This is a genomic window from Streptomyces sp. PH10-H1 (assembly GCF_030063355.1).
GTDB lineage: Bacteria > Actinomycetota > Actinomycetes > Streptomycetales > Streptomycetaceae > Actinacidiphila.
Genome location: NZ_JASISZ010000068.1, coordinates 3,035 through 27,270, shown reverse-complemented (window position 1 = coordinate 27,270; position 24,236 = coordinate 3,035). Strand labels below are relative to the sequence as shown.

The window sequence follows — 24,236 nt, the reverse complement described above, 5'->3', positions numbered from 1 at the left end:
CACCGCAGCGCGGCGGCCCAGCCTCACCGGGCCGCCGCGCTCACGTCCGTTCATCGGCACGGCGATCGAACGTCACGCCCTTGCCTGATCTGTTGCTGAACCACCAGCCGCGGATCCGCTCCGACGCTACGGTGCCAGCACCACCATGGGCCGCTCCCGCCGTAGCAGGGGCGGCCGTCGCCATCGTCCTCCGACAGGAAGCCCGCCCATGCCTTCGCCCCCTCCCATCCGTTGGGACCCGCCGGACCCCCGGGAGCTGCCGGACATCCGCGCGGAGCTGCTGGACTACTACGACTGCGACCCCGCCAAACTGGCCATGGCCGAGGCGCTACGTGCCGGCCGGAGCACGATCACGCCGCGTGTGCCTGGCATGGCGGCGTCGCCGGAATCGGTGGGCGCGGCCGTGCTGGTGGAGTCCGAGCGGCACCGCCTCGCCGGTGCAGAGTTGTTCTACGCCACTGCGGACATGACCGCGCTCGCCCTGGCCGCCGCACAGACACCACCGGTCGAGCCGGTGAGCTTGTCGCGCCCGCCGACGGAAGCCGGCCTCATGGTGTTCGCGGAGCCGATCGGCGGCTACGTCGAGGACATCGGCGCGGCACTGGCCGGCACCTTCGCCGCCCGGCCGGGGGTGGATGCGAAGGTCACCACGCCGATCGTCGCCGTGTCGTGGTCCCAATGGAGCCCGGACGCAGTGCTCTTGGACGGCGGAACCATTGAATGGACCTGGCGCAGCGGAGGCGTCCGCCGGACCCTGCCCCGGCACTACCCGGGGATCTGGGTGACGTTCTACAGCCCGCGCGGCCTGTTCTCCGGCCTGCCCACGGACACGGCGATCGGCACCCTGCACGACGGCACCGCGATGACCGCCGGAATGGTGGACAACCACCGCGAGGCGCACGGTCCGACGCTCGGATGGGACAACGAGAACGTCCTCGCCGAAAACCTCCGATTCCAACCCGCCCAGCCCGATACCACCGACACCTGGGCCCACGTCGTCTACACCGCGTGGCAACTCATGGCCTCCGACGGCCGCACCCGCTGGACGGAGACCGAGGAGATCCCCCGGGCCCGCGCAGGCGCCAAAAGGGACGCACGTCAAGGCATCACGGGCCCCGGTGCTGTCAAGGTGGTCCGCGTGCACACCGCGCACCAACCGCCCCGCCAGGCCGTCGACGCCGACGCCGCGGCCAGCACCGGCCGGCGTGAGCCGTCCTGGTCCTGCCGCTGGCCCGTGCGCCCCCACCGGCGGGACCACTGCATGAATCCCGGCAAACACTCGAGCGGGGACTGCCGTCACGAAGACCGGCTCATCCCGGGATATGTCAAAGGACCGGACGACAAACCGCTGCGCACCGGACGCACCGTGCACCTGTGGGACCACCAGCCGGCCCCAGACGAAAGCCCGGCTTGACGCACGTCAGCACCCACGCCGTGGCCACCCTTCGCAACGCCAGTGCGTCAATGCCCGGTCGGGTACGTCATCTCGCAGACGTACCCGACCGGGCATTGACGTACCCAGCAGCTCAGGCCGGCTCGACTGTGCGCGACGCGTGGGCGGTTGACCCCGCAGGGACCGCCCGGGGCAGCGGTCAATAACCCGCGACACTCGCGCGGGTTATTGACAAGTGTTCAGCTACTGAACACTATGGAGGGGTCGGGGCAAGCACCCGCCCGGCACGAAAAACGCGGAGCGCGGCTCCCGCTACCCACGTTCGCCGCGCCCCGCCTCCAGTTACGGAGGGCTCCATTGTCCACGACCACCCACCACGCCGTACCCGCCAGGCACACCATCAGCCAGGCCGAACTGTCCAGCGGCGCCGAGATCCTTGTGGAACTCAGCTGCTACCCCGACGACGTCGCCCTGCAGGCCCGCGCTACCGAGCAGTTGGTACCGCTCGCCGCGAAGCTGGAGCACGCCACGGGCGCAGACACTAGCGTCGGAGACTCGGACTGGCTCGACCTCGCGCAGGCGGTCGGCGTGGTCCTCGAAAGGGCTAACTGACCTCATGACTGACACCCCGAGCAGCTACCACGCCGCTGCTGTCCTGACCTCAGGCGGCATGTGGCAGGCACGTGTGGATGAGCTGCCCGAGGTGCGCATCGCGCCGCACCGCTCGCTCTCTCAACTCCAGCGACGCGTGCGAAAGGCCATCGCCGAGCACCAGGGCCTCGGCACCGATGCCGAGGCCCTGGTGCTGGTGATGGTCGCCAGCACCGGAGATCCCGCATTCGACCAGCACATCGAGGAGGCCCGCACCCTTCGAACCCGCGCCGACGAACTCGCGGCCCAAGCCCGCAAAGCCGCTGCACCGTTGGCGGCCCGGCTGGTGAAGGCCGGAGTCTCCACCCGCGATGCCGGCGCCCTGCTGGGTGTCTCCGCCGCACTGGTATCCAGCATGACCAGCACCACCTAGCGCTACCAGTTCGGCACCGGGAACACCGCGCCCGCCACCAACGGGCGACCCCGCCGGACCCGCACCACCTGACCTCACACCCTGCCCAACACCAGGGAGAACCCCACCATGCACACCACTGACATGCCCGACTGGTTCCACGACCTCGCCGGCAGCTTCGCCGGTCTCAAGGTCAGCGCGGAGCGCGCCCGCAACGCCCACGGGGGCGCCCGCGCAGCCGCCCGGATGCTGCGCGACGAGGCCGACACGGCGGCTGCCGCGACGGAGCCCAGCATCTACACCGCGACCGTGCTGCGGCGCGGCTGCGAGCACCGGCCGTACGCCGCCACGATCGAGGCCCTGACGGTCGCCCACAGCGCGCTGGAGACGACCCTGGCACGCGTCTGGCACGAGGCCGCCTATGCCTACGCGTACGGCGTCTCCGCCGCCCTGCAAGGCATCGAGCAGGGGCTGACGCCGCGCCAGGCGACGGTGTCGCGCATCGTGATGCCCGATGCCCCGTCTGACCCGTCCCTCGACGCAAGTTACGCCGCCGCCCGGGATCTGCAGATGACGACGGTGCTGGACGCCGACCCGTTCGGCGGCCGGTCCTGGGCGCCGTCCGCTGCCGCCTGGCACTCCTACGCGCTCGCGGTCGAGCAGCTGCTGCGGGACCGGTTCACCGTCCCCGCCGCAGCGTTGGGCGCCCGGTGAGCGCCCTGGAGAGCGTGCAGCAAGAGTTCCTGCGCGCGAATCACGTCTCCGCCGCGCTGGCGCTGAGCGATTTCCTGCGTACCCGGGGGGACGAGCTGCCCCCGGTGGTCCGGTGGGAGATCGTCCGCACCGGCACCATCCGCGGTGAGCTGGCCACCGGGCAGCCGCCGGCCGCCGTGGTGGGCCAGGCATACCGCGTGCTGGGCGGCAAGGTCGCCAGCTACTGCGAGGCAGGGCGCCGCTACCTCAAGGTGCGCACGGCCCACGGCGGACACCCCGTCGAACTGTGGATCCCCTCGCCTAGCTGAGGCAGCTCCTCCAGCGCATCTCTCCGCCGGGGCCCGAGCCCGCACATCCGCCCGCGCCCCGGCACTCCCTGACACCCCGCCGAAAGGCAACAACGTGATCCGCGTTCCCCTGCGGCGCCCCCAGGCGCCGACCCCGTTCACCACCAGCGACCCCAGTGCGCTGGCCCTGCACCTGATGGCCCTGCAAGACGCCACCCTGCGCCCGCAGACGTTCCCCACCCCGCAGGCCAGCACCCCGCGCCAGCGCCAAGAGCAGCTGTTGGCGGGCGTTCAGCAGCTGCTCGACGCCACCCGCACCGTGCTCGCTGTGGTCGACAGCGCCGTAGCCAGTCCCGTCGCGGAGACCACGATGACGCTGCTCTACAACGCGTCGTGCGACCTGCAAGGGGCGCTGCCCGCGCTGTACGAGGCGGTGCTCGACACCATTCCCGACGACTCCGACGACTCCGACTCCCAGTGACCCCGGGGCCGGGCGGCCCCAGGCCGCCCGGCCCTGCCTGCTCCCCCGGAGGACACCGTGTACAGCGACATCGACCTCGCAACCGCTCTCGCCGCCAGCCCTCTGCCGTTCACCGGCCCGCCCAGCCTCGCCGCCATCCGCGCGGCCATCGCCGACGAGCTGGGCCGGTTCGGCATCGACCACGCCATCGCGACCGTGGGCTACGCCTACGGCGACCACCCCGACGACGCCGCCGTGCGCAGCAGCACCGCTGGCCTCCTGGTCCGCCTCTACGGCCCGTCCGCACTCATGCCCACCACGCAGCCGACCGCACCCAGCCGAGAGAAGGCCTCGCGATGAGGACGCACCGCCAGCACCACGCCGGGAGCTCCGCGCGGCGCTACGCCTCCCAACTGCGCCGTACCGAGATCCGCCAGCATCACCGGCAGGCCGTTCTGTGGCTCATCCCCTCCGCCCTGGTGGGCTTCGGCGTCCTGGTTCTCGCCAGCCGCGTCCTGCCCGCCAACGGCAGCAGTACCGCCCTGCTGGCCGGCCTCGCCGTGCCCGCCAGCGTCGCCGCACGGATCTACCGCACCGGAGAAGAGGTGCGCCGGTGGCGGCACGGTGCCGACGGAGAGCGCCGCACCGCGCGCCTGCTGCACTCACTGACCCCACGCGGCTGGACCGTCCTGCATGACCGTGCCATCCCCGGCCATCATCTCGCCCTGCTACCTGACGGACGCGGAGCGGTCTATATCGCCACCAAGGCGTGGCACGCCCGCTCCCACGTCGCGGTGCGCAACGGCATCCTGTACTACGGCGAGGCAAACCGAACAGCTCAGTTGGCCAGCGTCCAGTGGGAGGCGCATCAGGCCGCCAAAGCCCTGGGCGTGCCCGTCTCCCCCGTCATCGCCGTGCACGGCGCGGCCGTCCGCGGCGGCCGGCTCTCCCTCGATGGCGTGATCGTCCTCGACGCGCGGCGACTGCGCCGCCAGCTGCGCTCCATCCCTCACCAGCGCGACCCGCAGGCCGCCCAAGCTCTCGCTGAGCGTGCGGAGGCCGCACTCCCCCGCCACACCACCAACTGACCCCCGGAAAGAACGCCATGCCCAGCGAATCGCCTGACACCGATCATCCCGACCGGATCAAGGCCGATCTGCATTTCGTCGCAGCCAGCCTCGCCCTGCTCGACAGTGAACCGTCCAGCGACCCCCGCGAGCACTGGCACTGGCTCAACGCCCGCCTGGTCCAGCTCTACTCGCTGAGTGAGCTGGCCGGCCGCCTCGCGGACGCCTACGAGGAGCAGGACGACCGATCCAGCGCCGCCGCCCTCGATGAGCTGACCGAGCACTACGGGCACCAGCACCACTTGGCCGCTATCGCAGTCGAGGACTACCGCCCCACCGCCGTCCGCCTGGCCTGCGCCCCGGCTGCTCCCCCAGGCGAATAGACCCACCTGCAGAACGCGGAAGGTCGCAAGCAGTTGCTTGCGACCTTCCGCGTTCTGACGCCCGCCGGCCCCGGCAATCGAACCTGCACCCGACGGGAGCCTGCCTCTCCTCCCGCGGCCCCGCACACGCGATACTGCGGCTATGAGTGACGAGCAGTTGCCGGCGCTGGAGGTCGAACATGGCGAGTGGTATCGCGCCGTGCCGCCTCCGGCCGTGCCCATGCCCGCGGCCCAGATGCCGCCCGACCTGCACGGCAAACCGGCGATCGCGGTCACCCCGGGGCACGGCCTGCTGGCCGATCTGCGCGTCCTCGGCTCGGTCCGGCGCGACCCCGACGGCAGCGCTTGGGTCGACGTCGTGACGGAGGCCGACTACTGGCGCACTCAGATCAGCCCCGGCAGCGTCACCCAGGCCCGCCCCGTCCGCCTGGATCATTTGTGGATCGAGCATCGTCTGGAACCAGACGACCGCGCCCAGGTGCCCGGCCCGGCCGGCGACCCGCAGGCCCTGCTGCGGCGCCTCGCCCCGGGCCCAGATTCCCCCGGTGCCCGCACCCCGGTGCCCGCCCGCACCGTCCCACACCTGCACGGCCGCCGCATCATCCAGACCACCCCCCTGGGCTGGGCCTGGGACCTGCGCGCCGTCACCGAGCCCTACGAGGACGACCAGGGCGACATCCTCGTCAACCTGACCAGTGCGCACGATTTCTACCGGTGGCAGATCACCGGCCACCCCCCGGACGTCGTCCCCTGCGGGCTGTACCTGTGCTGGACGGAGTAGCGACCAGCCGCAAGCGAGGGCGATTTGGAACGTCTGCACCGCCTGCGGCGACATGGCAGCCGGCTAGGCCCGCCCCGTTCTTTACGGCGTAAAGAACGGGGCGGGTCGAAATCGGGAGGCTTTCGCCCGTTAGGCTCCCGCCCAGACGTAGCTATTGGCTCGACCTCAGGAGCGGCATGCCCGGCGCCCAGAACACCAAGTCCGTCGCAGAACGGCGCGCGGAGAAGGCAGCGGAAGCCGAACGCAAGCGCCGCGCAGCGGTTGGGGAAACCGACGCCCCGCCTACTGAGGCGCTGCTCACCGAGCTGGTGCACAACCCGCGTAACCCCCGCGAGATGCTGGACGACCTGGACGGCCTCGCCGCGACCTACGCCACCGTCGGCGTCCTGCAGCCGGTCGTCGTCGTGCCGTCGGCGACCTACGCGGATGCCTTCCCCGAGCACCAGGACGACGTAGCTGGCGGCCCTTGGGTGGTCATCGGCGGTAACCGTCGCCTGGCCGCCGCGCGGCTGGCCGGCATCGAGAAGCTGCCCATCCTGGTCAACACAACGGCCACCGATCGTAAGGGCATCGTGGTGGCCTCGGCAGTTGAGAACCTGCAGCGAGAAGCCCTCAAACCGCTGGAGGAACTCGCGACGATCGAGGAACTCAAAGAAGTCCTCGGCACCTACGACGCCGTGGCGGTCCAGTTGGGCAAGAGCGCCGCATGGGTCTCTTTGCGGCGGCGCCTGCACAATCTAGAGCCGGAAGTACGGACAGCACTGTCCGAGGGCGCCAACGGCATGACCATTGAAGTAGCTCGCGACCTCGGCAAGATCAAGGGCCGCGAACAGCAGCTCGCGGCCTGGCAGGCGGAACAGGACGCGGCTGCCGCGCGAGCGGCGGAGCCGAAGAAGACCAAGGCCGCCAAGAAGGCCAGCACCGCGGATCGGCCGCCTTCCCAAAGGACAAGCGAGGCACCCGACAGCGAAGCAGGCGGCGCCGTCATTCCACCCCAGGCCGGCCCGCACAGCGACCCGAGCGCCGGAACGGCCCGGCGCGACGCCTGCGCCCTGGCCGTGGCCACCGTGACCGCTGACACCTCTGCCCTGTACCTGGCTGCTCTGCAAGCGCCCGCACCTGTTGAGGACGCCCTCGAACTGGCTTCCCGCTGGCTCGTCCAGGCCGCCGTCGGCGCCTCCGCGCTGGACCTGTCGGCGCTGTTGTCACCCGAGGACAACGAGCGGCAGCAGCGAGCCGCGCTGGCGCTCGCCCTGGCCCACCTTGAACTGCAGACCACCGCCAGGCCCGACGCGGAAAGCCCTCAGACCCGGACGTACCTGGACTGGCTCGAAGGCCACACCGACTACCAGCCCGAGCAGCCCGCCTTTACGGCGTAAAGATCCGGAGACCCAGTGACCCAGCACGCCGACCACATCGCCCAGCATCCCCTGCCCGAGGACACCGGCCGCCCCACCCGCGTGCTCGCCGTGGTCAACGGATCCGCCGGCTCGGGGAAAACGACCTTCAGCGCTGCCGTGGGATACGCCGCCGCAGCGCGTAAGAAGAAGGTATGCATCCTCGGTCTGGACAAACAGCGTGACGTCTCGCGGCTGCTCGGCTACGACGACCCGGACGCCGAGGAGGAGTTGCCCACGATCCTCGATGTCCTCAATGACGTGTGCTCGCTGGACGAGGCCGTCGTGCCCGCTCTCGACAGCAAGACCGAGAAGCCCATTCCAAACCTCTGGGTCATCTTGGAGGCGCGCGGCCTCGACAAGTTGGAGTTCATGCTCGCCGGCATGACCGCCCGAGAGCTGTGGCTCCATCGCCTCATGGGGTCCCTGCGCGGCCGGTTCGACCTGGTCCTGATCGACTGCCCCGGCGATATGAAGCTGGCCACCACCGGCGCGCTCATCACCGCAAATGAGATCGTCGGCTGCACGAAGAGCCAGGAGAAGGAAGCCCGCGGCCTGACGGAGCTGGAAAGCAAGATCACCGAAATCCATGAGTCCTACGGCCACACCGGAATGCGCGACGGCGTCGACTGGGTGGTCATCGGCGAGGGCGTCAGCTCCAAGAGCCAAGGGAAGGTCTACTGGGACATCGAGCAGCAGGTACGCGAGGCCTACGCCGATGTGGTCCTCAGCGCGACGGTACGCGACGATGTGAAGGTGGCCGAGGCCTACACCGCAGGCCAGCCCGTCACCCTCTACAGCCCCAAATCCGATGCTGCGGAGGCGTACGTCAAGATCGGCCGCCAGATGAAGCTGTACCGCTGACCTTTACGCCGTAAAGACGTCCCTCCGCCCCAGCGGTCGCTACGCTCAGCGATCGGGGAACGGGGGGACTGTGGACGTCCAAGTGCGGCTGCGAGAACTGCGGGTCGACCTCGCGCAGAAATGCCGAGAGAAGGTCGAGGCCGATTTGGCCGCGTTCGATCTCCTTTCCATCGCGGATCCCGAGCGACAGCTGAGGATCCGCAGGGAGCTGCGGCGCGCTGCCCGACGCTTTCGCTACGCGGACGAGTATCCAGATCTCGCGCTCCGGCCACTGATGGGCCACGTCGTTTGGTTGGCCCTGGTGGCGGGCGTGGTCGTCTTCTTCGCGCGCCTTTCCGGCCCGATCTCACACTCCGCAGCGAACCTGCTGTGGTTCGCCGTAAGCGCGACCACAGCAGGCTTTATCCCAAAGTTACTGCTGGTGGCGCCTGCCATTCGCCGCCGCGGGCCTTCGGTGGCAGCGCTGGCGTCTTACCTCATGCTGCCGGCCGCAATGCTGTACGGGACCGGACTAGCTATCCGTGCGGGCCAGCTTCCCGGCAATGGGGTCGAATGGGCTGTGATCAGCGGCATCGACACCATCTGGCTCGCGTGGCTGGCATGCGGCTGTGTCAGCGTAGTGGCAGGGCTGCTGCAGGTTGAGCGGATCGCGCGGTGCTGCTGGCCATATGACGGGCTCGTACTCGGTGTGCTGCACGTGGCGTCTGAAATCGCCCGGGATCCGTCCGCCTGGCGTTCGGAGCGGACCGTCCGACGCTGGTGCAACCGGCTAGAAGACATCTCCGTCGCGGTCGAAACCGTCTTTGCCCTGCGCCAGCGCACCCCGTGGAGGGACCGGCCGCTACGCCGCGACTTTGGCGGAGAGGCGCTGCGGGTGGCTGAAGTCTTTCGTGCTCATAAGAGGCTGCTACTGACCGCGTTCAGTTCCGCCGATGTGCAGCAGGTGGTCGAGTCCCTGACATGCGCGGTCGAGGCCCTGCTCGCGGGAGACCGGCAAGCCCTTCTGGAGAACGCACCAGAACAGGCTCCCCTGCGCACTCATCTGCGGCGGCTATGGGCTCGCCTGGCGCCTGGCGCAGCTCTCATCGCGGCGGGCATCCTGCTGCCCATGTTCATGCCGCTGCCCGGGACCTCGGGCACCCATCTGCAGCAGATCCTCATCACTCTCGGGATCGTGCAGGCCGTTGCTCCCTCGGCTGCGGAACGGGTGGGAAATCTCCTGGAAAAAGCCCTCTCGTCCAAATGACCAGGGCAAGCTGGGTGATCTGCGTAGAGCATCCCCGCACGTGTGCTGCAGCATAATTCGAACACGTGCTTGAATTGGATGATGATGAACTCCTCGGACGCACGGTCATGAGTGGGGTCCCACTCTTGACCGATAGGCAAGAGCAGATTCTGCACGTCATCCGCGAGTGGGACGACCTCAACGGCTACCCGCCAACCGTGCGGGAGATCGGCGCCGCAGTAGGCCTCCGCAGCCCCGGCACCGTGGCCCACCACCTAGGAGCGCTTGAGCGATTGGGTCTCCTGACGCGCGACTCCGGCCGGCATCGCTCCTACCGGGTGCGTCTGCCGTGATCACGACACCCGAAGGGGATGCCCCGGTGGGAGAGGCGGCGCCGGCTCCCATGGCGTACGAGGTGCGGGCTCAGCTCACCCCGCATGCGGCTGTCGTGGGCGTATGGGACGACCGAAGGACGGCGGCCCGGAAGTACGCCGAGTGGGTCGAGCGCTACGGCAGCGGAACCGTGACGCGGTCGTGGTGATCACCGCAGGCCTACGGTTCCTCCTCATCCCTGAGGCGAGCAAAGCGCACCGCCCGATGCCGCCCGTGGCCCACCAGGATCTCCGCCATCGGGCCGTCAGCTACCGCAACGACTGTGGCATCGAGATCGGGTACGAACTCGGGTCGCCCGGTGCGCCCGTGCACGGCTGCTGCGACGGCCGCCGCCTGCGTGGCGTCCAACCGGGGAGACGTGACCACTGCCCGGCCTTCCAGCTCCACCACCACCGCCCGGGGCCGCCAGACGGTGCCAACCACCCCGATCACCCTCGCGTCAATGGTGTCGCTGACTCGGTGCTTGAGCCACGCGCGGGTATCTCGCGGGTTGTACCTGGTCGCTAGCCCTTTGATCACTAGACCTTCCACGCCTTGGTCGATCAGGCTGGCTTGCCACATCAGGGCCGTAGGCCGGTCCGTCGTGCTGAGGATCATCTGGACCTGCGGTCCGAGACTGTCGACCAGGCCGGCGAGGAGGTCCACTCTCTCGCTCAAAGGCCGGGCCCGGCCCGGACGTCCACTCCTTCGCCCTGGCCGCTGCTGCTGGGCAACTGCAGCACGTCGAAAACGACAAGGGTCAAGCTCACACCACGGGGTGCAGGCCGGCCCGGCTGAAACCGCTGCAGGGCCCCAAAACTCATATGTCCTGCGGTCGACGCCACCAGCTCCCCGTCAAGGATCGCGCCAGGCTCGACCCGAGCGAGCGCAGCAGCAATCTGCGGGAATCTGCTGGTCATATCGCGACCAGCACGAGACTGGAGCCGCACGGAATCCCGACCGATGAGCGCAGCAACCCGGTACCCGTCCGCCTTGATCTCGTACCGAGCGGAGCCGGCCATCGCCTCCGGCTGCGGAACTGTTGCTACAGCCCGTGGCCGCATCAGCTCCACGAAATCGCCCATACCCCACTGTGCTGCACAGAACAGGCCTGCGCAGGCTCTCGCAACGGCTAGGACTCGGTCCAACCGCGAAGGGCAGCGGCGACCTGGCGCACGTCGAGCGTTCCCGAGTCGACTTGCTCGATGAGGTCGCCGGCCTCGCCAGCGGTGACCTTGACTGGCCGTCCGCTCGCGGCGAGGTAGGCAACGGCAGCAGATGCCGCGAAGAGCTGATTGCTGTGTTCCATAGCTGGCACGCGCACCAGCGAGTGCAGCAGGGCTGCGGCACGGTGATGTGGCTCGGGGTAGACCGCGGTGCCCATGGTCTCGGCACGATGACGGGCTACTGCGGCGGTAAGCGCTCCCCAATCGACCACATCAGGATCCCCGGGCAGATGGGTCTGGGCGAGGTCGAGCAGCCACGGCTCATCAATGAAGAGGATCATCAGGCGGCGTCAGCGCGACCATCAACCGGACGGGGACCGAATCGCTCAGCGAACGCAGCGCCGTGCTCCGTAATGAACGCCGCCCCGGCCGCCATGAACCTGTTGTAGGCGAGATCCTGGGCAAGCACGCCCTGGGCGTACTGCTCGGCAGGCAGGTGACGCCCAGCGGCGACCTGGCGCAGCTGCTCGTAGTCCTCGTCAGAGATCGAAATACGGATTTCATGGGCCATGGACCCACGGTAGCCGGGTGGCTCAGCATGGGGGAGGGGAGGCGAAGTTTCCATCGAGACCCAGCAAGATCCGGACGTTCGGCGTTCTGCTCGCCTTGGCGTCGTCAGAGCTGCACCGGGCAAGAGTCCCAGCACGAGACCCTGGCAACATGGCTGTAGGAGCAGGGACACACATGATGGATGGGCATCTGTATGCCGACTGAGATTGACCAGCGCCGAGACGAGGAATTCACCTCGTCAGTAGCCGCACGTCTGGTGGTGGAAGCGTGCCGAGCAGCGGGGCTCCAGAGCGATGGAGCACGCCTGATCCGCTTGGGCGAGAACGCTCTCTTCAGGTTGGCTCAGCATCCGGTGATTGTGCGGATCGCGAGGTCTATGGACTACCTACACTCGGTGCAGAACGAAGTGCGGGTCGCTCAATGGCTCTTGGACGCGCAGCTTCCTGCTGCCCGCGTCATTGATGATCTGGAGCAGCCGCTGGTCGTTAGCGGACATCCGGTGACCTTTTGGCATCTGATCCGGGAAGGCACCCGGCAGCCGACTTACGCCGAACTGGGACGAGTCCTGCACGACCTGCACTCGCTGCATCTACCGGACGGATTGCACTTGCCGGCCTACAGCGCGTTTGGACGGGCCGACCTCCGGATCGAGAAAGCAGTAGGGATCCCGGACGAGGATCGTGAGTTCCTGAGGGAGCGCGCCATGGAACTGCGCGATCACCTTTCCCTGCTGCAGTTCGACTCACCTAGGGGCCCAGTCCACGGTGATGCTCACCTGCAGAACCTGATGGTCGACCAAGACGACCAGGTGATCTTGATCGACTTTGAGAACTTTTCACTAGATCACCCAGAGTGGGACCTAATGGTCACCGCCACGGAGTACGACTCACTGCGGTGGCAAACGTCAGACCAGTACGCCTCATTTTCTGCAGCGTATGGTCGGGACCTGCGGCAGTGGGAGGGCTTCCCCACCTTGCGGGCAATCTGTGAGTTCAAGATGACCACGTGGCTGATGCAGAACATTGCCGAAAGCCGTTCGGTTGCCGCTGAGTACGCGCGGCGGATCGCGTCCTTGCGTGACGATGAAGCTACTCGTTGCTGGAGCCCAGGGTGATGCCGCTATTCGTCATCCAGCCGTGACATGGCCCGACGGACCTGCTCGTTGAACTGCTGCACACCCGGACTCTTATCGTGAGGGGCGAGTGCGCGCTGAAAGTCGCTCACGTACCGCTGAAAGCGAGCGGACTGGAGGGCATCTCCACCATCGACGGCAAGTCCTGCCGTTGCGACTGCCGCCTCCAGCTCTCCATTAAGAAGTTGGCTTTGCGCGAGCACCATCCGGCAGAATCCGAGAGTTCGCGCATACTGCGGATCTGTCAAGGCGACCGCTCGCTCGGCGAAGCGCACCGCGTCCGGCCCCTGCTTGAGATCCCGAAAACAGTGGCAGAGCTCACCGACGAGCTCGGCCTCATCCATGTATGACAGCCAGTCCGGATCATCGCCGGATTCGGCACGGTCGAAAAACCGCTCTGCCTCATTCATGGCGCGAGAGGCCCCTACACGGTCCTGAGTTAAGGACAGAGCGCGGGCTTCATGGGCAGCAAAAAGGGCCATTGCCCGTGGGGTCGATCGACCCCGACCGCCCTCGGACGAAGCCCGCGAAAGCCGCACCGCGCGAGCTGAGTGCCCCAGATAATTCGCCTGGTGGCTCATATTGCTCAGGATCCGCGCACCCATCATGCGGTCATCGACAACCTGTGTCAGCCGCAAGGTCGAGAGTAGGTATCTATCGGCCAACGCGTGCTGTCCGGAGTCATACGCCGTCCATCCCAAAAGTTGCGAGATTTCAGCTGCTGCGCTGAACAGGCACGACCCGACCTTTTCGCTGTAGCTCGCATCAAGGAGTGGCAGCACTTCGTGCCGAAAATAGTGTCGGAGAGCCCGGTGTCCGTGGCCGCCGCCGTATAGGAAATCCAGTCTCATGAACATGTCCGCTGCAGTCCGGACCGCTGCAACGTCCCGCATGCCCACGCGCCTGCTCGTAGGCGCATTGACCCGCAGACCGTCTGGACGGGAGACGAGCCACGACAACATAGCCGCATCAATGCTGCTATCGGGCACGAGGAGCGCACTAGTTGCGCCGGCCATTTCGTGTCCGGCCAGCTCATCAAGGCTGCGCAGTGCCTCGGGGAGGGAGCCTGCGTACGCCTCGCCGGACGGAGCCACAGTCGTCGTCATACCGGGGAATCCGAGGTCCGCAGCCCCGACCTTCCTGCGCATCTTGTCGCTGAGTGCTTCCGCTAGGAACCCTGCGGTTTGCGCTTGAATGCCGCTGCCGTTCAACCATCGCTGGACCGCTACGTGAGTGGTTCCGACCTGTACGCCGTGCCGTATCGCAACGTCTCGGACGCGCCGTGCGAGACCCTTGTTCGACATCCCCGCCTCGGCCATGAGATCGGCCAACCGGCGATTTGGCTCTGTACCCATGCGTCCCCGCCATCTCCACCTCAGACATTCATCGTGTCACGACCGAGCACACGATGGGGGTTCGTCCGTGAACCCCCATCCGGCCGTGAACCCCCCGGTGTTCAAGTGAACCCCCCGATGAACACTCCCGTTTCTGCCGGCGCAGTCGTTGACTGACTGCAGGAGCCACAAGCCACGAAGCAGGGGGAATCACCATGCTCACCACCGTCCGTCCCCTTGCTTCTCACACTGCCTCCGAGGAGGCCGTACAGCTCTTCGCACGCGAGGCGCAGTCTGTGCGGCTTGTCCGCCGCTTCACAGCTCAGACATTGAGCCGCTGGAGCATTACCGCACGGGTTGATGACGTCACGGTCTGCATGTCCGAGTTGGCAACTAACGCCCTGTTGCACGCTGTACCGCCGCACGGACAATTCCTCGTCAAACTCTCTCTGCGTGGGGCCGCGCTACGCGCAGAGGTACACGACCGGAGCCAACACCTGCCCCAGATCAAGCGCCCTTCGGCAACCTCAGATGATGGCCGCGGGCTGTTGCTTGTGCGTGCTCTGGCCGATAGCTGGGACTCCAAGATTCGCAAGCCCAACGGAAAGATCGTTTGGGCAGAGTTCCAACTGCCCGGCCCCACAAGGCTGTGACCACGCCAGCCACACAAACCGCTCTCGGTCTCGCTGCCGTCCCCCCGCAGGGGATCGAGAGCACAACGGCAGAGCCCCGGTGACCCCACCTCACACCCCACCCGGGCTCTGCCAGGGGTACCGCCCCCGGATCCGTGTCTGCCCAACAACTGGCCTGGATCCGGGGGTCCCCTATGAGCGCCGTCTATTCGACGGTGCCCTCGTACATCGCGTCTATGCGGGCCAGCACGATTCTCAGAGCCGCCAGCGCGCCGGCGTCCGCTCCACCCAGCCGCAGCATGGCGACAATCTGCTCACCGGCCCACACCGCGCCGGCCACGTCGTCTACGTGGTGCCATGTGCAGTAGGCGCTCTGTGCCGCACCCCAGTAGCCATGGCTGCCCAACTGGGCCCATCCGATGGCGGCCGCAGTATAGGTTGCCGTCGCTGCAGCCGGATCTCCGGAGAGCAGTTCGGCGTGCGCCTGCAGCTCCTGTGCTTGAAGTGCGTAGGGGTGGTCCTCCCCGTGCTCGGCTACCACCTGGGCGAGCAACTGCTGAGCGGGTGCGACTCCCCGGCCCCGGTCACTGGCAGCGGATGTCTCTCGTACCTGGTCCCGGTACGCCTGCGGGACAACCCGGCCCATGGGATCCGCGGTCAACTGACGGGCCGCTGCGGTGCTGTCCTCTACCCGTCCGTCAGGGTGCACCTGCAAGCGCCATACCGCCGCGTCGGGGTCGACCGCCTCGACCGGAATGACCCGCTGTTCCTGGTGGGCGATGTCGGCCACGACTCCCAGGGCCGCCGCCCGTGCGTGGTCGACGGTAGCGCCGGTATCCAGCGGTACCTCGACCCCATCGACCCACGCGTGGCCATCCTGCGCCAGGGTGATGACCATTGCCCGCCTCCCTGCCACCGCGACGCCCCCATCTCCGTTTTTGCTGAGAGTGCTTCCCGTCTTGTGGAACGCACCGCGAAGTGCCCTCCCGTCCTACTGCACCCCATCTGACCACGAGTTGCTGCCCTCTTGCTGAGACGGGTTCTCTTCCGGAGAGTGGCTACTGATGCAGTTGAGGTTCGTGACGACGTGTCAAGAAACTGTGATGACACGCCGCCAAAGAGTTCCTAGATCCTCTCTGAGAGGTCTAGGGTCAGTCAGTGTCTGTACACCAAGAGGAGGGAGGGGGACGCAATGGGGAAAAAACGCCCTGGGTACCCCAAACGGATCACCCTTGATCTAACCGAGGATCAGCATTCAGCTCTGATGGAGGCGATGGCCGATGACGGGGGAACCATGGCCGCTCGAATCCGTGCGCTGATCGACCTCTGGCGCCAGGATCACCTCGTCTCGGACCAGACCATGACCCAGGTACGCGTGAATCGCCGTGCGCACATCCATCAAAGGAGTGCGGCCGCATGAGTCCGTAAAGAAGTGCGGGGCCTCCGGCACCACCCGGAAGACCCCGCGAAGCTGACCTCACACCCAGTGCCCAACCAGCAAGTCGAGGCGTTCACCGTTCCTAGCGGTGTGGCGTGTTGTCTGCCCAACATCTATGAGAGTAGCAATGACGGCTTCGTACGCCGAGAGCACCGCCTCATACGACCGGATTTTGTCTGCCCTGGAGTCGTCTGGATCACGCTTTGAGTACCAGCGATCACAGAAGGCGAAGGCAACCTGTCCGGTACATGACGACAGGTCCCCATCCCTCTGCCTCGACTATCAGTCGGCAGAGCGAAAGACGCTCATCCACTGCCAGGCCAAGTGTGACCCTCGGGACATTCTCGCTGCCCTGGGTATGACGCTGGCGGATCTGTACGACGATCCGATGCCCGAGAGCAAGAGGACGTCGCGTCCGCTGCGCAGCGTGCCGCGCGCCCGGACCGTGACAAAGGCGACACCCCCGGCGAAGAAGGCCCCCAAGCCGGCCTGCAAGGGCAGGCGGCGCGAGGTCGCCCGTTACGCCTATGCGGACGCCGAAGGGCTCGTGGTCGGCGAGAAGACCCGCAAGGAGTGCGCTGGCTGCGCTACGTGCCAGGCTGCGGGCAAGCCGGAGAAGTTCATCAGTTGGACGCGCCCAACGGCCGACGGCTTGGGCAACGAGCCCAAGATGCCGCAGGATCCGCCCTTGTATCGCCTGCCGGAACTGCTGGACCTGCCCGGCGGTTCCACGGTCTACATCGTTGAGGGCGAGAAGAGCGCTGACCGGGCCGCCGGTCTGGGCCTGGTGGCCACGACCAAGCCCGGTTCGGGTGGCACGCTGTGGAACACCGCCGACAACCGGCTGTTTGCCGGTCACCACGTCGTGATCATCGCCGACAACGACCCCACCGGGTACAAGAGCGCGTTCGACATCCGGGCCTGTGTGCTGCCCGTTGCCGCGTCGGTGGCGGTGGTCCGTACCCCCGTCCCGACCAAGGGTGCCGACCTGGTCGACCACCTCGACGCCGGCCTGATGCTGGACGCGTTGGAGGTGGTCCCCGAAACCCTGGACCCGAAGTACGTGCCCCAGGAGGACGACCAGGAGCAGCCGGAGCTGGAGCAGCGCCAGCTGCAGGAGGCGGAGGAGCCGTACCCGGGAGATGACGGGCGCCCCAACCGCAAGGACGAATACATCGTCCGCCACGGTGAGCTGGTCAAGGTCTCCCGCAAGCTGGTCAGCACCGACATCATCGAGGGCACCAAGACGTACGACGTGAACTTCGATGTGGTGCTGGGCTGCGCCGCGCGGATTGTGCGGGTCGAGGTGGACGACACCGCCGATGACCCCGACCAGACGTCCAGCGGCGAGGAGGAGGCGATCCCGGCCCAGACCCCGACCAGCGCCTACGTGCTGGAGCTGATCCATCCCAAGGAGCTGGACCGTCCCCGGATGATGCGGGTGGACTTGCCAGACTTTGATAGCGGGCGATGGCTGCACGATCTGCCGTGGACGAACGTGACGTACAAGGGCTCCAAGGCGGCCGTCGCAATGATCGCCAGTGCGATTCGTGCGGTCAGTCCCGATAGCCGCCGTGTGCCGGTGTACGGCGCGTCCGGGTGGCGCCAGGACGATGACGGGCGGTGGATGTTCGTCCACGCGGGTGGCGGCATCGACTTCGAGGGGCACCGTCTGCTGCGGACGGCGTTCCCCGGTCGCCTGCGCCTAGTCTCCTTGCCCCCGCCGGCGACCAATCCCGCCGTGATCCGCGGTGCGGCGTTGAAGTCGTTGGGCCTGGTGGACACGCTGCCGACGCATGCCATCGTGCCGCTGTTGGGCCTGGCCCACCGGGCGCCCTTCGGGCACTGCCCGTCGTCCATCTGCATGTACGGGCTGCCGGGCTCGGTCAAGACCGGCATCGCGACGATCGCCACCCGGCATTTCGCGCCCGAGCTGGACCGCAATACCGCCATGCTCTCCATCTCCGGCACTGGGTCCACCCAGGCCGGGATGACGGAGGCGACGTACCTGATGAAGGACGTCCTGGTTCTCGCGGACGACTCCGCTCCGGACCGCTCGGTGCGCGAGGCCGCCACCCGCACCTCCCAGACGGCCCGCACCCAAAGTGCTGCCGAGGGCAAGTTGAAGATGGACTCTCCCAAGCCGGGAATGCGGCGGAAGCTGGCGGCCCAGCGCGGCCCGCGCGGCTCGTTCATCCAGACCAGCGAGGTGCTGGCGTCCGCGGACTCCGGGCAGCAGCGCATGCTCACGATCGAGATGATCCGCGAGGAGATCAACCTCGACCAGGTCATCGCCGCCTCAAAGCCCGAAGTCGCCGAGAGCTGCTCCCTGTTGACGGCCTCGTACATCCGCTGGGTCGCCGAGCGCTACCCGGTGTTCGCGAAAGAGATCAAGCGACTCGACCAGCACTACGCGGACGTGTTCCGCCCTTCCTGCGGGGACCGGCCCGCCGAGCACATCGGGCGGTTCGCCGCAGGTTGGCACATGCTGCTGCGCTTTCTGCAGGAGTGCGGCGCCCTGAGCGCGGAGGAAGCCGCCGCGTGGTGGTCGAAGGCCTGGACGGGCCTGCTGGAGGCGGTCGACCGCGAGCGGGAGCTGCTGGCCGACCACACCAATGCGCAGCGGGTCCTCAAGTACTTCATGTCCGCAATCAACTCCAAGCGGGCGCACCTGGTGGGACCGGACGGAGCCTGCCCGGCGGATCGCGACATGGCGCTGCGCTGGGGGTGGTCGCCCTCCGACAACATCATCGGCCCCGACAGTGATGGCCTTCCCGTCCTCAAGTCGCACGGCACTCAACTGGGCGTGGTCACCATGGTCACCCCGGAGGACGGTGGAGCTCCCGAGGAGCGGTTGTGGCTGGACCACGTGCCGACCACCCGCGCCGCCATCCAGGAGGCGAAGGCTATGGACGTGCCGTTCAACGTCGAGCCGAGCCAGCTCACCTCCGACCTACGCCTGAAAAACCTAATCCGCACGGAGGTGGAAACCCTCAAAAGCGGACGGGAGCGGAAGGTCAATCCGCGGCAGCCCATGCCGGGCGGCCGACGGCGTGTCTGGGACCTGGCTGCTACTGCGGTCCAGGACAGCGACGGCTCCTTCGGCACGGGACTGAACCACCCGGACGTGCCGCCCGCTCCTAACCCGGACCCGTTTGTCCCGGACCCGCCGGCTTCACCGTCGCCCCTGGCCGCAGCGTCCATCCCTGCACCGTCACCGACCCTGGACATCCCGGACGACGCCGAGCGCGCCGAGGAGGACCCGTTGACTCAGCTGGACTTGTTCGCCGAGGACGAAGAACCGCAGGCCGACGCCCCGGCGCCTTCACCCGGCGCACCGCAGGTGCCGCAGGTGCCGCAGGACGTGGCCGAGGAGGTCCAGGAAGCCAGCCCCGCCCAGGCCGCGACCACCGACACTCAGGAGGCTCCCGCCGTTGCGTCGCAGCCGGCCCCGGCGCAGCGGGCAACGTTCACCCGGCAGCGCGCAACCTCGCCCGCCGATCCCTGGCGCGCTGCTGTGGCGGTAGCCGACGTCGACGGACTGCACCTGCCGGACGGCACAGTCGTTCCGCTGCCCGCCGGCGTCGACCAGCTGCACGCCGGACACTTCGCGGATGCCGCCCATGAGCTGGGACTGGGACACGGCGGCGGCAAGCGCGGCACCGGGCCGTCCGCCAAGTGGCGCCCGGACACGGGCATGGTCTACATCACCGACGCGCTGGCCGCCGCGCTGGGTCTGCCCGAGCTGGACGGCCAGAAGGCCACCGCCGCAGTCACCCACGAGACGGAAGACGAGGACGACGACGAGATCTCGTTCGATGCGGAGGTCGAGGAGGACACCTCGTTCGTAGACAGTCGCAAGGAACTCGATCAGTACGTCGACCACCCCTTCCTGCAGCGCGCACGTGACGCGGGGTGGATCGTGGCGCAGTGGGGGCAGCCGACCCGGATCTACCGCGAGGGGGAGGACGGCAACATCAGCCTGGTCCTCGAAGTCGTGCCGTGGGCCCGGATGCGCGGCGACCGCTTCCTGCTCGACCACCCGGCGCCGGTCCTGCTGGCCTCACGCCTCCAGCAGATCGCCGACACGGTCGGCATCACCTACCGGCGCGGCCCCGGGGCCACCGGGCACGACCTGCTGCGCGCGGTCCGGCCGCAGAAGGGCGGTCGCGCTGAGCCGCTGGCCCCGGCGCAGATGCCGGCGTTCATCCTGCGCCAGCCCAAGCTGTACAGCGGGCAGGCCTGGCACCGGCGCCTGACCCCGTTCGAGCGTGAGCGGGCCTACCTGCTGACGTACGACACCAACGGGTCGTTCCTGTCGGTGTGCGGGTCGCTGCGGGTCGGACGCGGCAAGGTCGAGCACCGGGACCGCCCGAAGTTCGATCCGACGCTGCCGGGCTACTGGAAGGTGAAGCTGCCCGAGTGGGGGTACCCGGGCACCTTCGACCTGTTCGGCCCCCGGCACCCCGATGAGGCGCGCTACTACGCCACGCCCACGCTCGCCTACGCCGCCAAGGAGTTGGACATCGCCTTCCAGGTGGAGGAGGCGGAGGTGTGGACCGACTCCTACCGGATGCTGGAGCCCTGGTACAACCAGTTGCGCGAGGCCCGCAAGAGCCTGCCCAGCGACGTCGACCCCACGGTGAAGGCCACGGTCAAGGCGATCTACACGCACGGGATCGGCATGTTCGCCTCGTCCAAGCTGGCAGGCAATCCGCAGCGGGGGATCGAGCCCGCCGACACCTTCCGCCCGGACGTCAACCACCACATCCAGGCAGCCCAGCAGGTCAACATGACCCGCAGTATCCTGCGCATCGGTAAGGCCACCGGGCTGTGGCCGGTCGGGGGACTGACCGACTCGCTGTTCTACGCCGTCGACGACCCGAACTTCCTCACCGCCGTCCCCGGGCTCAAGCTCGGTCCGGACCTGGGCAGCTACCGGCCCAACGGCGGCGCCTTCATGGCCGACGTCCTGGAACACCTCAAGACGCCCGTGAACAAGATCTTCGAGAAGTCGCTGTTCCACTCGCCGGACGAGTGGAACGCGCTGCACGGCTTCGTTGAGGAGGGGACGGCGTGAAGAACCCCACCCTGCTGCTGTGGCAGGCCATTACCGGCAAGAGCGCCCCGCGCAGCGTGACTGAGCTGGTGGACGCAGCCGGTGGCACCGAAAAGGCCGCCCGGCTGGCCGGAGTCTCCCCCGGCACCGTGCGCGGGTGGCGCCGCCAGGAGGTCGCCGCCAAGGAAGCCGCGCAGGCAGCGGGAGCCGACGTCCGGTCAGCGGCGGCAGCGCTGGGCGGCACTGCCGCCGCGGCTGCCGCAGCCGGCGTCAGCGAACGCACCGTACGGCGTTGGGCGCAGCAGGAGCGCGACGGACGGGCACCGGGACGGCGCCAGCAGGCGCATATCGACCGGCTGCGCGCGGCGGCCGTCAAGGCGCACGAGGTCCAGGCGAAGGCGCAGGCGGCGCACAAGGCGCCCAATCCACGCAAGAGCAAGCTGCTCAATGGGGTGCTCAACAGTGCGGAGGCCCGGAAGCGGGCAGTTTCTCCGCGCCGTGCGCAGCGGATCGCGACCGGCGGAGCGCGGGTGCAGATGAAGGCCTACGTCACCGTGATCAGTACCGATCAGATGGAGGACAACCGCTACCGCGACCAGATCGACGTCGAGTTCCGGGGCGAGGTGCTGCGCGAGCCGATGCAGGCGTGGCTCAACGGGGAGAGCGGAAAGGACGTCATGGGCAAACTCGGAAACAGCTTCACCGACCACTACCTGCATGCTGAGGCCGGGGCCCGTGCGGCGGGCGCGGCGTGGCGGTTCGACAACGTACGACAGATGACGATCAGCGACCCGACGCCCGGGGCCCCGATGACGTTCGGCTACCGGTCGGACTGATCGACCTGCGCGCACCGCCCTGTGGCCGCTCTCCATCCCGGAGGGTGGCCACAGGGCTGCTCGGGGCATGAAAACGGCCGACGCCCTCAGTCCGCCGAAGCGGGTGGCACGGGCGCCGGCCAACCAGACACGAACCCCGAGGGGACCGACGTCTACCGCCAGTGTATCGGCCCGCTGGACGGTAGCGGGCACTGCGGCCAAGCGCGATGCGGCGCGCCCCGTAGCGGGTATGACTCAACTCCGATACTGTTTCCTGGTTGGTGGCAGTGGCAGCCCCTGACAACCAGACGCACACGATCGAAGGAGACGTCATGCACCACCGCATCCACCGCAAAGCCCTGCACTCCCTGCGAGCGGGCGCTACCGCCCGCAGCACGGCGGCGCGCCGTACCGTCCTCCGCCTGACGCGCCCCTGCCCCTCCTGCGGCGCCCAGCGTCGCGAACCCTGCATCCCGAACCTGTGCCTTTCTGACACCCAGTAGGACCGGATGCCGGGCGGCGCCACGGCGCCGCCCGGCCTGATCCCCGCACGAAGGAAGCCCGATGATCCGTACCGGCCGTGATACCGACGTCCGCACCCTGGCGGACCTCGCCCGCGCCCACGGCGTGACGCTCGGTACGCTGAAAAACCGCAAGCCCTACCGGGCCGCCGGCTACCCCGCGCCGATCTCCTCCCCGTCCGCCAGGGTGCTGCTGTTCGACGGCGAACAGGTCGACGCCTACCTCGCCGGCCGACCCGTACCCGAACTCCCCGTCCAGGACGACCCCGCCGACCTGCTCGACCGGCACGAGGCCGGCGCGATCCTGGCCAAGCCCGTGACCGCCTCCTCCTGGGACGTCTACAAACGCGACCAGGCGCTGGCCGACCACGTCCGCGACGTCGGGGGGGTGGAGCACTGGCCGCGCCATGCCGTCGTGGCGTGGGACGCCGCCCGTCCGGGCGCCGAGGGGAATCGTCACCGTGGCGGACGTCCGGCCGGCACCGGCGACCTGGTCCCGCGCGAGGACATCCAGCCGCGCATCGAGCAGCTGCTCGACGCCAACCCGACGCTCACCGCGGCCGAGGCCGGCGCGGCAGTTGGCGTCCACCCAGACACCGCCACCCGCGCCCTGGCCGCCGTCCGGGCCGCGCGCGTCGAGGAGCTGCTGACCGCCCATCCGGGACTGGACCTAAGCCAGGTGACGGCCCGCCTGGGCTATCCGGCGCGGGCGGCGCGTACAGCACTGGCCACGGCCGGAGCCCGGATCCGCGGCCGTGCCGCGATGCCCTACCTGGTATCCGTGGTCCAGGCCGCCCGGAGCGCCGGCGCGCCGGTCGACCAGGAGGACGACGAACCTGCGCTCACGGTACGGCCCGGCGGCGCGGCCGCGGCCGCCGTACCGCTGGAAGACGGCAGCGCGCTGGTCTGGGATGAGCGGTACGGCTGGCGCACCGCAGCCGATGCTGCGCAGCCGCATGCCGCGGCTGGCGACCCGCCCACCGGCCCCGGCATCCGCTATCTCGCACCGGGCACCACGCCCGACCCGGACGACGTCACAACGGCGCTGCTGGATCGTCGGCGGGGGAGCAAGCTCCCCAAGGCGCCGCGCTAGGTGATACGTCGGCGAGACTGACGTGCGTGACGACGACCAGCCGCCGGCCCTTGGGGACCGGACCGCAAAGCCAGACCGCGACCTCGTCCCATCAACGCGCCCTCAGCGCTGCTGAGCGGGCGCCGCATCTCGACCCCGCAACGCAGCGGCCCACACAGGAGGGATCCGCGCGCCGCGCGTTGGGCCAGGGCCAGGAGGAGCGCGCAACCGAGTAGCAACACCTGCGCCTATATGGGCTCCCGCTGGCCGGTGACGGGTCGGCGGGGCCTAGGTCTTTCCCGGGGCGCAGCAAGGCGTCAGGCGGGCGCACAAGCCCTCAGGGGGGCGGAGCGGCGCAGCCGCTGAAAGCCCGTGCCCTGACGGGCCCTCTGCCCCGGCGCAGCAAGGCCGACATGCGCAGCCCGGCGGCCAGTACCCCGAAAGAGCGACACCCGCCGTGGGGGCTGAGGTTCAACCACTCCCCGAGAAGCGGGAACGGTGGTGCTGCGCACCACCGAGGGAAGTGCAGACGCTGCGCGCCCGCACGCCGC

The 24,236-nt window shown here is 68.4% G+C and carries 26 protein-coding genes; 20 read left to right on the top strand and 6 right to left on the bottom strand.

The window, feature by feature from the left end; genetic code table 11:
- Positions 1-208: 208 nt before the first annotated feature.
- From QMK24_RS31440 to QMK24_RS31370, 15 genes are all read left to right on the top strand, one after another.
- Positions 209-1,414, top strand: coding sequence for a hypothetical protein (locus QMK24_RS31440; protein ID WP_283470247.1), 1,206 nt, complete (start codon positions 209-211; stop codon positions 1,412-1,414).
- 336 nt (positions 1,415-1,750) lie between these two features.
- Positions 1,751-2,005, top strand: a complete 255-nt coding sequence (locus QMK24_RS31435) for a hypothetical protein (protein ID WP_283470246.1) — start codon at positions 1,751-1,753, stop codon at positions 2,003-2,005.
- 4 nt (positions 2,006-2,009) lie between these two features.
- Positions 2,010-2,417, top strand: a complete 408-nt coding sequence (locus tag QMK24_RS31430; protein WP_283470245.1) for a hypothetical protein — start codon at positions 2,010-2,012, stop codon at positions 2,415-2,417.
- Positions 2,418-2,525: 108 nt separating this feature from the next.
- On the top strand, positions 2,526-3,110 hold the full coding sequence (locus tag QMK24_RS31425) for a hypothetical protein (protein WP_283470243.1): 585 nt from the start codon (positions 2,526-2,528) through the stop codon (positions 3,108-3,110).
- Positions 3,107-3,418: a hypothetical protein gene (locus tag QMK24_RS31420; RefSeq protein ID WP_283470242.1), complete on the top strand. Its 312-nt coding sequence runs from the start codon at positions 3,107-3,109 to the stop codon at positions 3,416-3,418. The genes QMK24_RS31425 and QMK24_RS31420 overlap by 4 nt, the downstream gene beginning before the upstream one ends.
- A gap of 94 nt (positions 3,419-3,512) precedes the next feature.
- Entirely contained in the window at positions 3,513-3,878 is a 366-nt protein-coding gene (locus tag QMK24_RS31415) for a hypothetical protein (RefSeq protein ID WP_283470241.1), read from the top strand.
- A gap of 57 nt (positions 3,879-3,935) precedes the next feature.
- Positions 3,936-4,217: a hypothetical protein gene (locus QMK24_RS31410; RefSeq protein ID WP_283470240.1), complete on the top strand. Its 282-nt coding sequence runs from the start codon at positions 3,936-3,938 to the stop codon at positions 4,215-4,217.
- Positions 4,214-4,945 (top strand): NERD domain-containing protein, encoded by a 732-nt coding sequence (locus tag QMK24_RS31405; RefSeq protein WP_283470239.1) that lies wholly within the window; start codon positions 4,214-4,216, stop codon positions 4,943-4,945. The genes QMK24_RS31410 and QMK24_RS31405 overlap by 4 nt, the downstream gene beginning before the upstream one ends.
- A 17-nt stretch (positions 4,946-4,962) precedes the next feature.
- Entirely contained in the window at positions 4,963-5,307 is a 345-nt protein-coding gene (locus QMK24_RS31400; protein WP_283470238.1) for a hypothetical protein, read from the top strand.
- A 142-nt stretch (positions 5,308-5,449) separates the two neighbouring features.
- A complete protein-coding gene (locus QMK24_RS31395; RefSeq protein ID WP_283470237.1) occupies positions 5,450-6,088 on the top strand; it encodes a hypothetical protein in 639 nt (212 codons plus the stop codon).
- 176 nt (positions 6,089-6,264) lie between these two features.
- Entirely contained in the window at positions 6,265-7,467 is a 1,203-nt protein-coding gene (locus tag QMK24_RS31390) for a ParB/RepB/Spo0J family partition protein (RefSeq protein WP_283470236.1), read from the top strand.
- A 15-nt stretch (positions 7,468-7,482) separates the two neighbouring features.
- Positions 7,483-8,349, top strand: a complete 867-nt coding sequence (locus QMK24_RS31385; protein ID WP_283470235.1) for a ParA family protein — start codon at positions 7,483-7,485, stop codon at positions 8,347-8,349.
- A gap of 70 nt (positions 8,350-8,419) precedes the next feature.
- Positions 8,420-9,595 (top strand): hypothetical protein, encoded by a 1,176-nt coding sequence (locus tag QMK24_RS31380; RefSeq protein ID WP_283470234.1) that lies wholly within the window; start codon positions 8,420-8,422, stop codon positions 9,593-9,595.
- Between the two features lie 125 nt (positions 9,596-9,720).
- Positions 9,721-9,927 carry a LexA family protein gene (locus QMK24_RS31375; RefSeq protein WP_283470233.1) on the top strand — a complete coding sequence of 69 codons (207 nt, stop codon included), beginning with the start codon at positions 9,721-9,723 and terminating at the stop codon, positions 9,925-9,927.
- Positions 9,924-10,115: a hypothetical protein gene (locus QMK24_RS31370; protein ID WP_283470232.1), complete on the top strand. Its 192-nt coding sequence runs from the start codon at positions 9,924-9,926 to the stop codon at positions 10,113-10,115. Before QMK24_RS31375 ends, QMK24_RS31370 begins: the two co-directional genes overlap by 4 nt.
- 11 nt (positions 10,116-10,126) lie before the next feature.
- Here the strand turns inward: QMK24_RS31370 and QMK24_RS31365 are convergent, their stop codons facing one another.
- The 4 genes from QMK24_RS31365 to QMK24_RS31350 all read right to left on the bottom strand — a co-directional run bounded on the left by QMK24_RS31365 (position 10,127) and on the right by QMK24_RS31350 (position 11,683).
- On the bottom strand, positions 10,127-10,612 hold the full coding sequence (locus QMK24_RS31365; RefSeq protein ID WP_283470231.1) for a DNA ligase-like domain-containing protein: 486 nt from the start codon (positions 10,610-10,612) through the stop codon (positions 10,127-10,129).
- Between the two features lie 8 nt (positions 10,613-10,620).
- A complete protein-coding gene (locus tag QMK24_RS31360) occupies positions 10,621-10,968 on the bottom strand; it encodes an ATP-dependent DNA ligase (RefSeq protein WP_283470264.1) in 348 nt (115 codons plus the stop codon).
- A 110-nt stretch (positions 10,969-11,078) separates the two neighbouring features.
- Positions 11,079-11,453 carry a fic family toxin-antitoxin system, toxin component gene (locus QMK24_RS31355; protein WP_283470230.1) on the bottom strand — a complete coding sequence of 125 codons (375 nt, stop codon included), beginning with the start codon at positions 11,451-11,453 and terminating at the stop codon, positions 11,079-11,081.
- Complete coding sequence (locus QMK24_RS31350; RefSeq protein WP_283470229.1) at positions 11,453-11,683, bottom strand: hypothetical protein; 231 nt, start codon at positions 11,681-11,683, stop codon at positions 11,453-11,455. Before QMK24_RS31350 ends, QMK24_RS31355 begins: the two co-directional genes overlap by 1 nt.
- A 192-nt stretch (positions 11,684-11,875) precedes the next feature.
- On the opposite strand from QMK24_RS31350, the gene QMK24_RS31345 reads away from it, so the two are divergent.
- Complete coding sequence (locus QMK24_RS31345; RefSeq protein ID WP_283470228.1) at positions 11,876-12,796, top strand: phosphotransferase enzyme family protein; 921 nt, start codon at positions 11,876-11,878, stop codon at positions 12,794-12,796.
- Positions 12,797-12,801: 5 nt separating this feature from the next.
- Here QMK24_RS31345 and QMK24_RS31340 read toward each other — a convergent pair whose 3' ends face one another.
- On the bottom strand, positions 12,802-14,169 hold the full coding sequence (locus QMK24_RS31340) for an NsdA family TPR-like regulatory protein (RefSeq protein WP_283470227.1): 1,368 nt from the start codon (positions 14,167-14,169) through the stop codon (positions 12,802-12,804).
- A gap of 194 nt (positions 14,170-14,363) precedes the next feature.
- Between QMK24_RS31340 and QMK24_RS31335 the strand changes: the two genes are divergently transcribed.
- Positions 14,364-14,801 carry an ATP-binding protein gene (locus QMK24_RS31335; RefSeq protein ID WP_283470225.1) on the top strand — a complete coding sequence of 146 codons (438 nt, stop codon included), beginning with the start codon at positions 14,364-14,366 and terminating at the stop codon, positions 14,799-14,801.
- Positions 14,802-14,985: 184 nt separating this feature from the next.
- Here QMK24_RS31335 and QMK24_RS31330 read toward each other — a convergent pair whose 3' ends face one another.
- Positions 14,986-15,678: a hypothetical protein gene (locus QMK24_RS31330; RefSeq protein WP_283470224.1), complete on the bottom strand. Its 693-nt coding sequence runs from the start codon at positions 15,676-15,678 to the stop codon at positions 14,986-14,988.
- A gap of 928 nt (positions 15,679-16,606) precedes the next feature.
- On the opposite strand from QMK24_RS31330, the gene QMK24_RS31325 reads away from it, so the two are divergent.
- The 3 genes from QMK24_RS31325 (at position 16,607) to QMK24_RS31315 (ending at position 23,706) form a co-directional block, all read left to right on the top strand.
- Positions 16,607-21,298 carry a hypothetical protein gene (locus QMK24_RS31325; RefSeq protein WP_283470223.1) on the top strand — a complete coding sequence of 1,564 codons (4,692 nt, stop codon included), beginning with the start codon at positions 16,607-16,609 and terminating at the stop codon, positions 21,296-21,298.
- A complete protein-coding gene (locus QMK24_RS31320) occupies positions 21,295-22,113 on the top strand; it encodes a hypothetical protein (RefSeq protein ID WP_283470222.1) in 819 nt (272 codons plus the stop codon). Before QMK24_RS31325 ends, QMK24_RS31320 begins: the two co-directional genes overlap by 4 nt.
- Positions 22,114-22,656: 543 nt before the next feature.
- Positions 22,657-23,706, top strand: a complete 1,050-nt coding sequence (locus QMK24_RS31315; protein ID WP_283470221.1) for a DUF6292 family protein — start codon at positions 22,657-22,659, stop codon at positions 23,704-23,706.
- Positions 23,707-24,236 lie beyond the last annotated feature (530 nt).

Excerpts from the sequence above, each read along its gene's own strand:
- QMK24_RS31440 (WP_283470247.1), top strand. The coding sequence starts at position 209 with ATGCCTTCGCCCCCTCCCATCCGTTGGGACCCGCCGGACCCCCGGGAG.
- QMK24_RS31430 (WP_283470245.1), top strand. The coding sequence starts at position 2,010 with ATGACTGACACCCCGAGCAGCTACCACGCCGCTGCTGTCCTGACCTCA.
- QMK24_RS31425 (WP_283470243.1), top strand. The coding sequence starts at position 2,526 with ATGCACACCACTGACATGCCCGACTGGTTCCACGACCTCGCCGGCAGC.
- QMK24_RS31405 (WP_283470239.1), top strand. The coding sequence starts at position 4,214 with ATGAGGACGCACCGCCAGCACCACGCCGGGAGCTCCGCGCGGCGCTAC.
- QMK24_RS31400 (WP_283470238.1), top strand. The coding sequence starts at position 4,963 with ATGCCCAGCGAATCGCCTGACACCGATCATCCCGACCGGATCAAGGCC.
- QMK24_RS31395 (WP_283470237.1), top strand. The coding sequence starts at position 5,450 with ATGAGTGACGAGCAGTTGCCGGCGCTGGAGGTCGAACATGGCGAGTGG.
- QMK24_RS31390 (WP_283470236.1), top strand. The coding sequence starts at position 6,265 with ATGCCCGGCGCCCAGAACACCAAGTCCGTCGCAGAACGGCGCGCGGAG.
- QMK24_RS31360 (WP_283470264.1), bottom strand. The coding sequence starts at position 10,968 with ATGGCCGGCTCCGCTCGGTACGAGATCAAGGCGGACGGGTACCGGGTT.
- QMK24_RS31355 (WP_283470230.1), bottom strand. The coding sequence starts at position 11,453 with ATGATCCTCTTCATTGATGAGCCGTGGCTGCTCGACCTCGCCCAGACC.
- QMK24_RS31350 (WP_283470229.1), bottom strand. The coding sequence starts at position 11,683 with ATGGCCCATGAAATCCGTATTTCGATCTCTGACGAGGACTACGAGCAG.
- QMK24_RS31345 (WP_283470228.1), top strand. The coding sequence starts at position 11,876 with ATGCCGACTGAGATTGACCAGCGCCGAGACGAGGAATTCACCTCGTCA.
- QMK24_RS31340 (WP_283470227.1), bottom strand. The coding sequence starts at position 14,169 with ATGGGTACAGAGCCAAATCGCCGGTTGGCCGATCTCATGGCCGAGGCG.
- QMK24_RS31335 (WP_283470225.1), top strand. The coding sequence starts at position 14,364 with ATGCTCACCACCGTCCGTCCCCTTGCTTCTCACACTGCCTCCGAGGAG.
- QMK24_RS31330 (WP_283470224.1), bottom strand. The coding sequence starts at position 15,678 with ATGGTCATCACCCTGGCGCAGGATGGCCACGCGTGGGTCGATGGGGTC.
- QMK24_RS31325 (WP_283470223.1), top strand. The coding sequence starts at position 16,607 with ATGCCCGAGAGCAAGAGGACGTCGCGTCCGCTGCGCAGCGTGCCGCGC.
- QMK24_RS31315 (WP_283470221.1), top strand. The coding sequence starts at position 22,657 with ATGATCCGTACCGGCCGTGATACCGACGTCCGCACCCTGGCGGACCTC.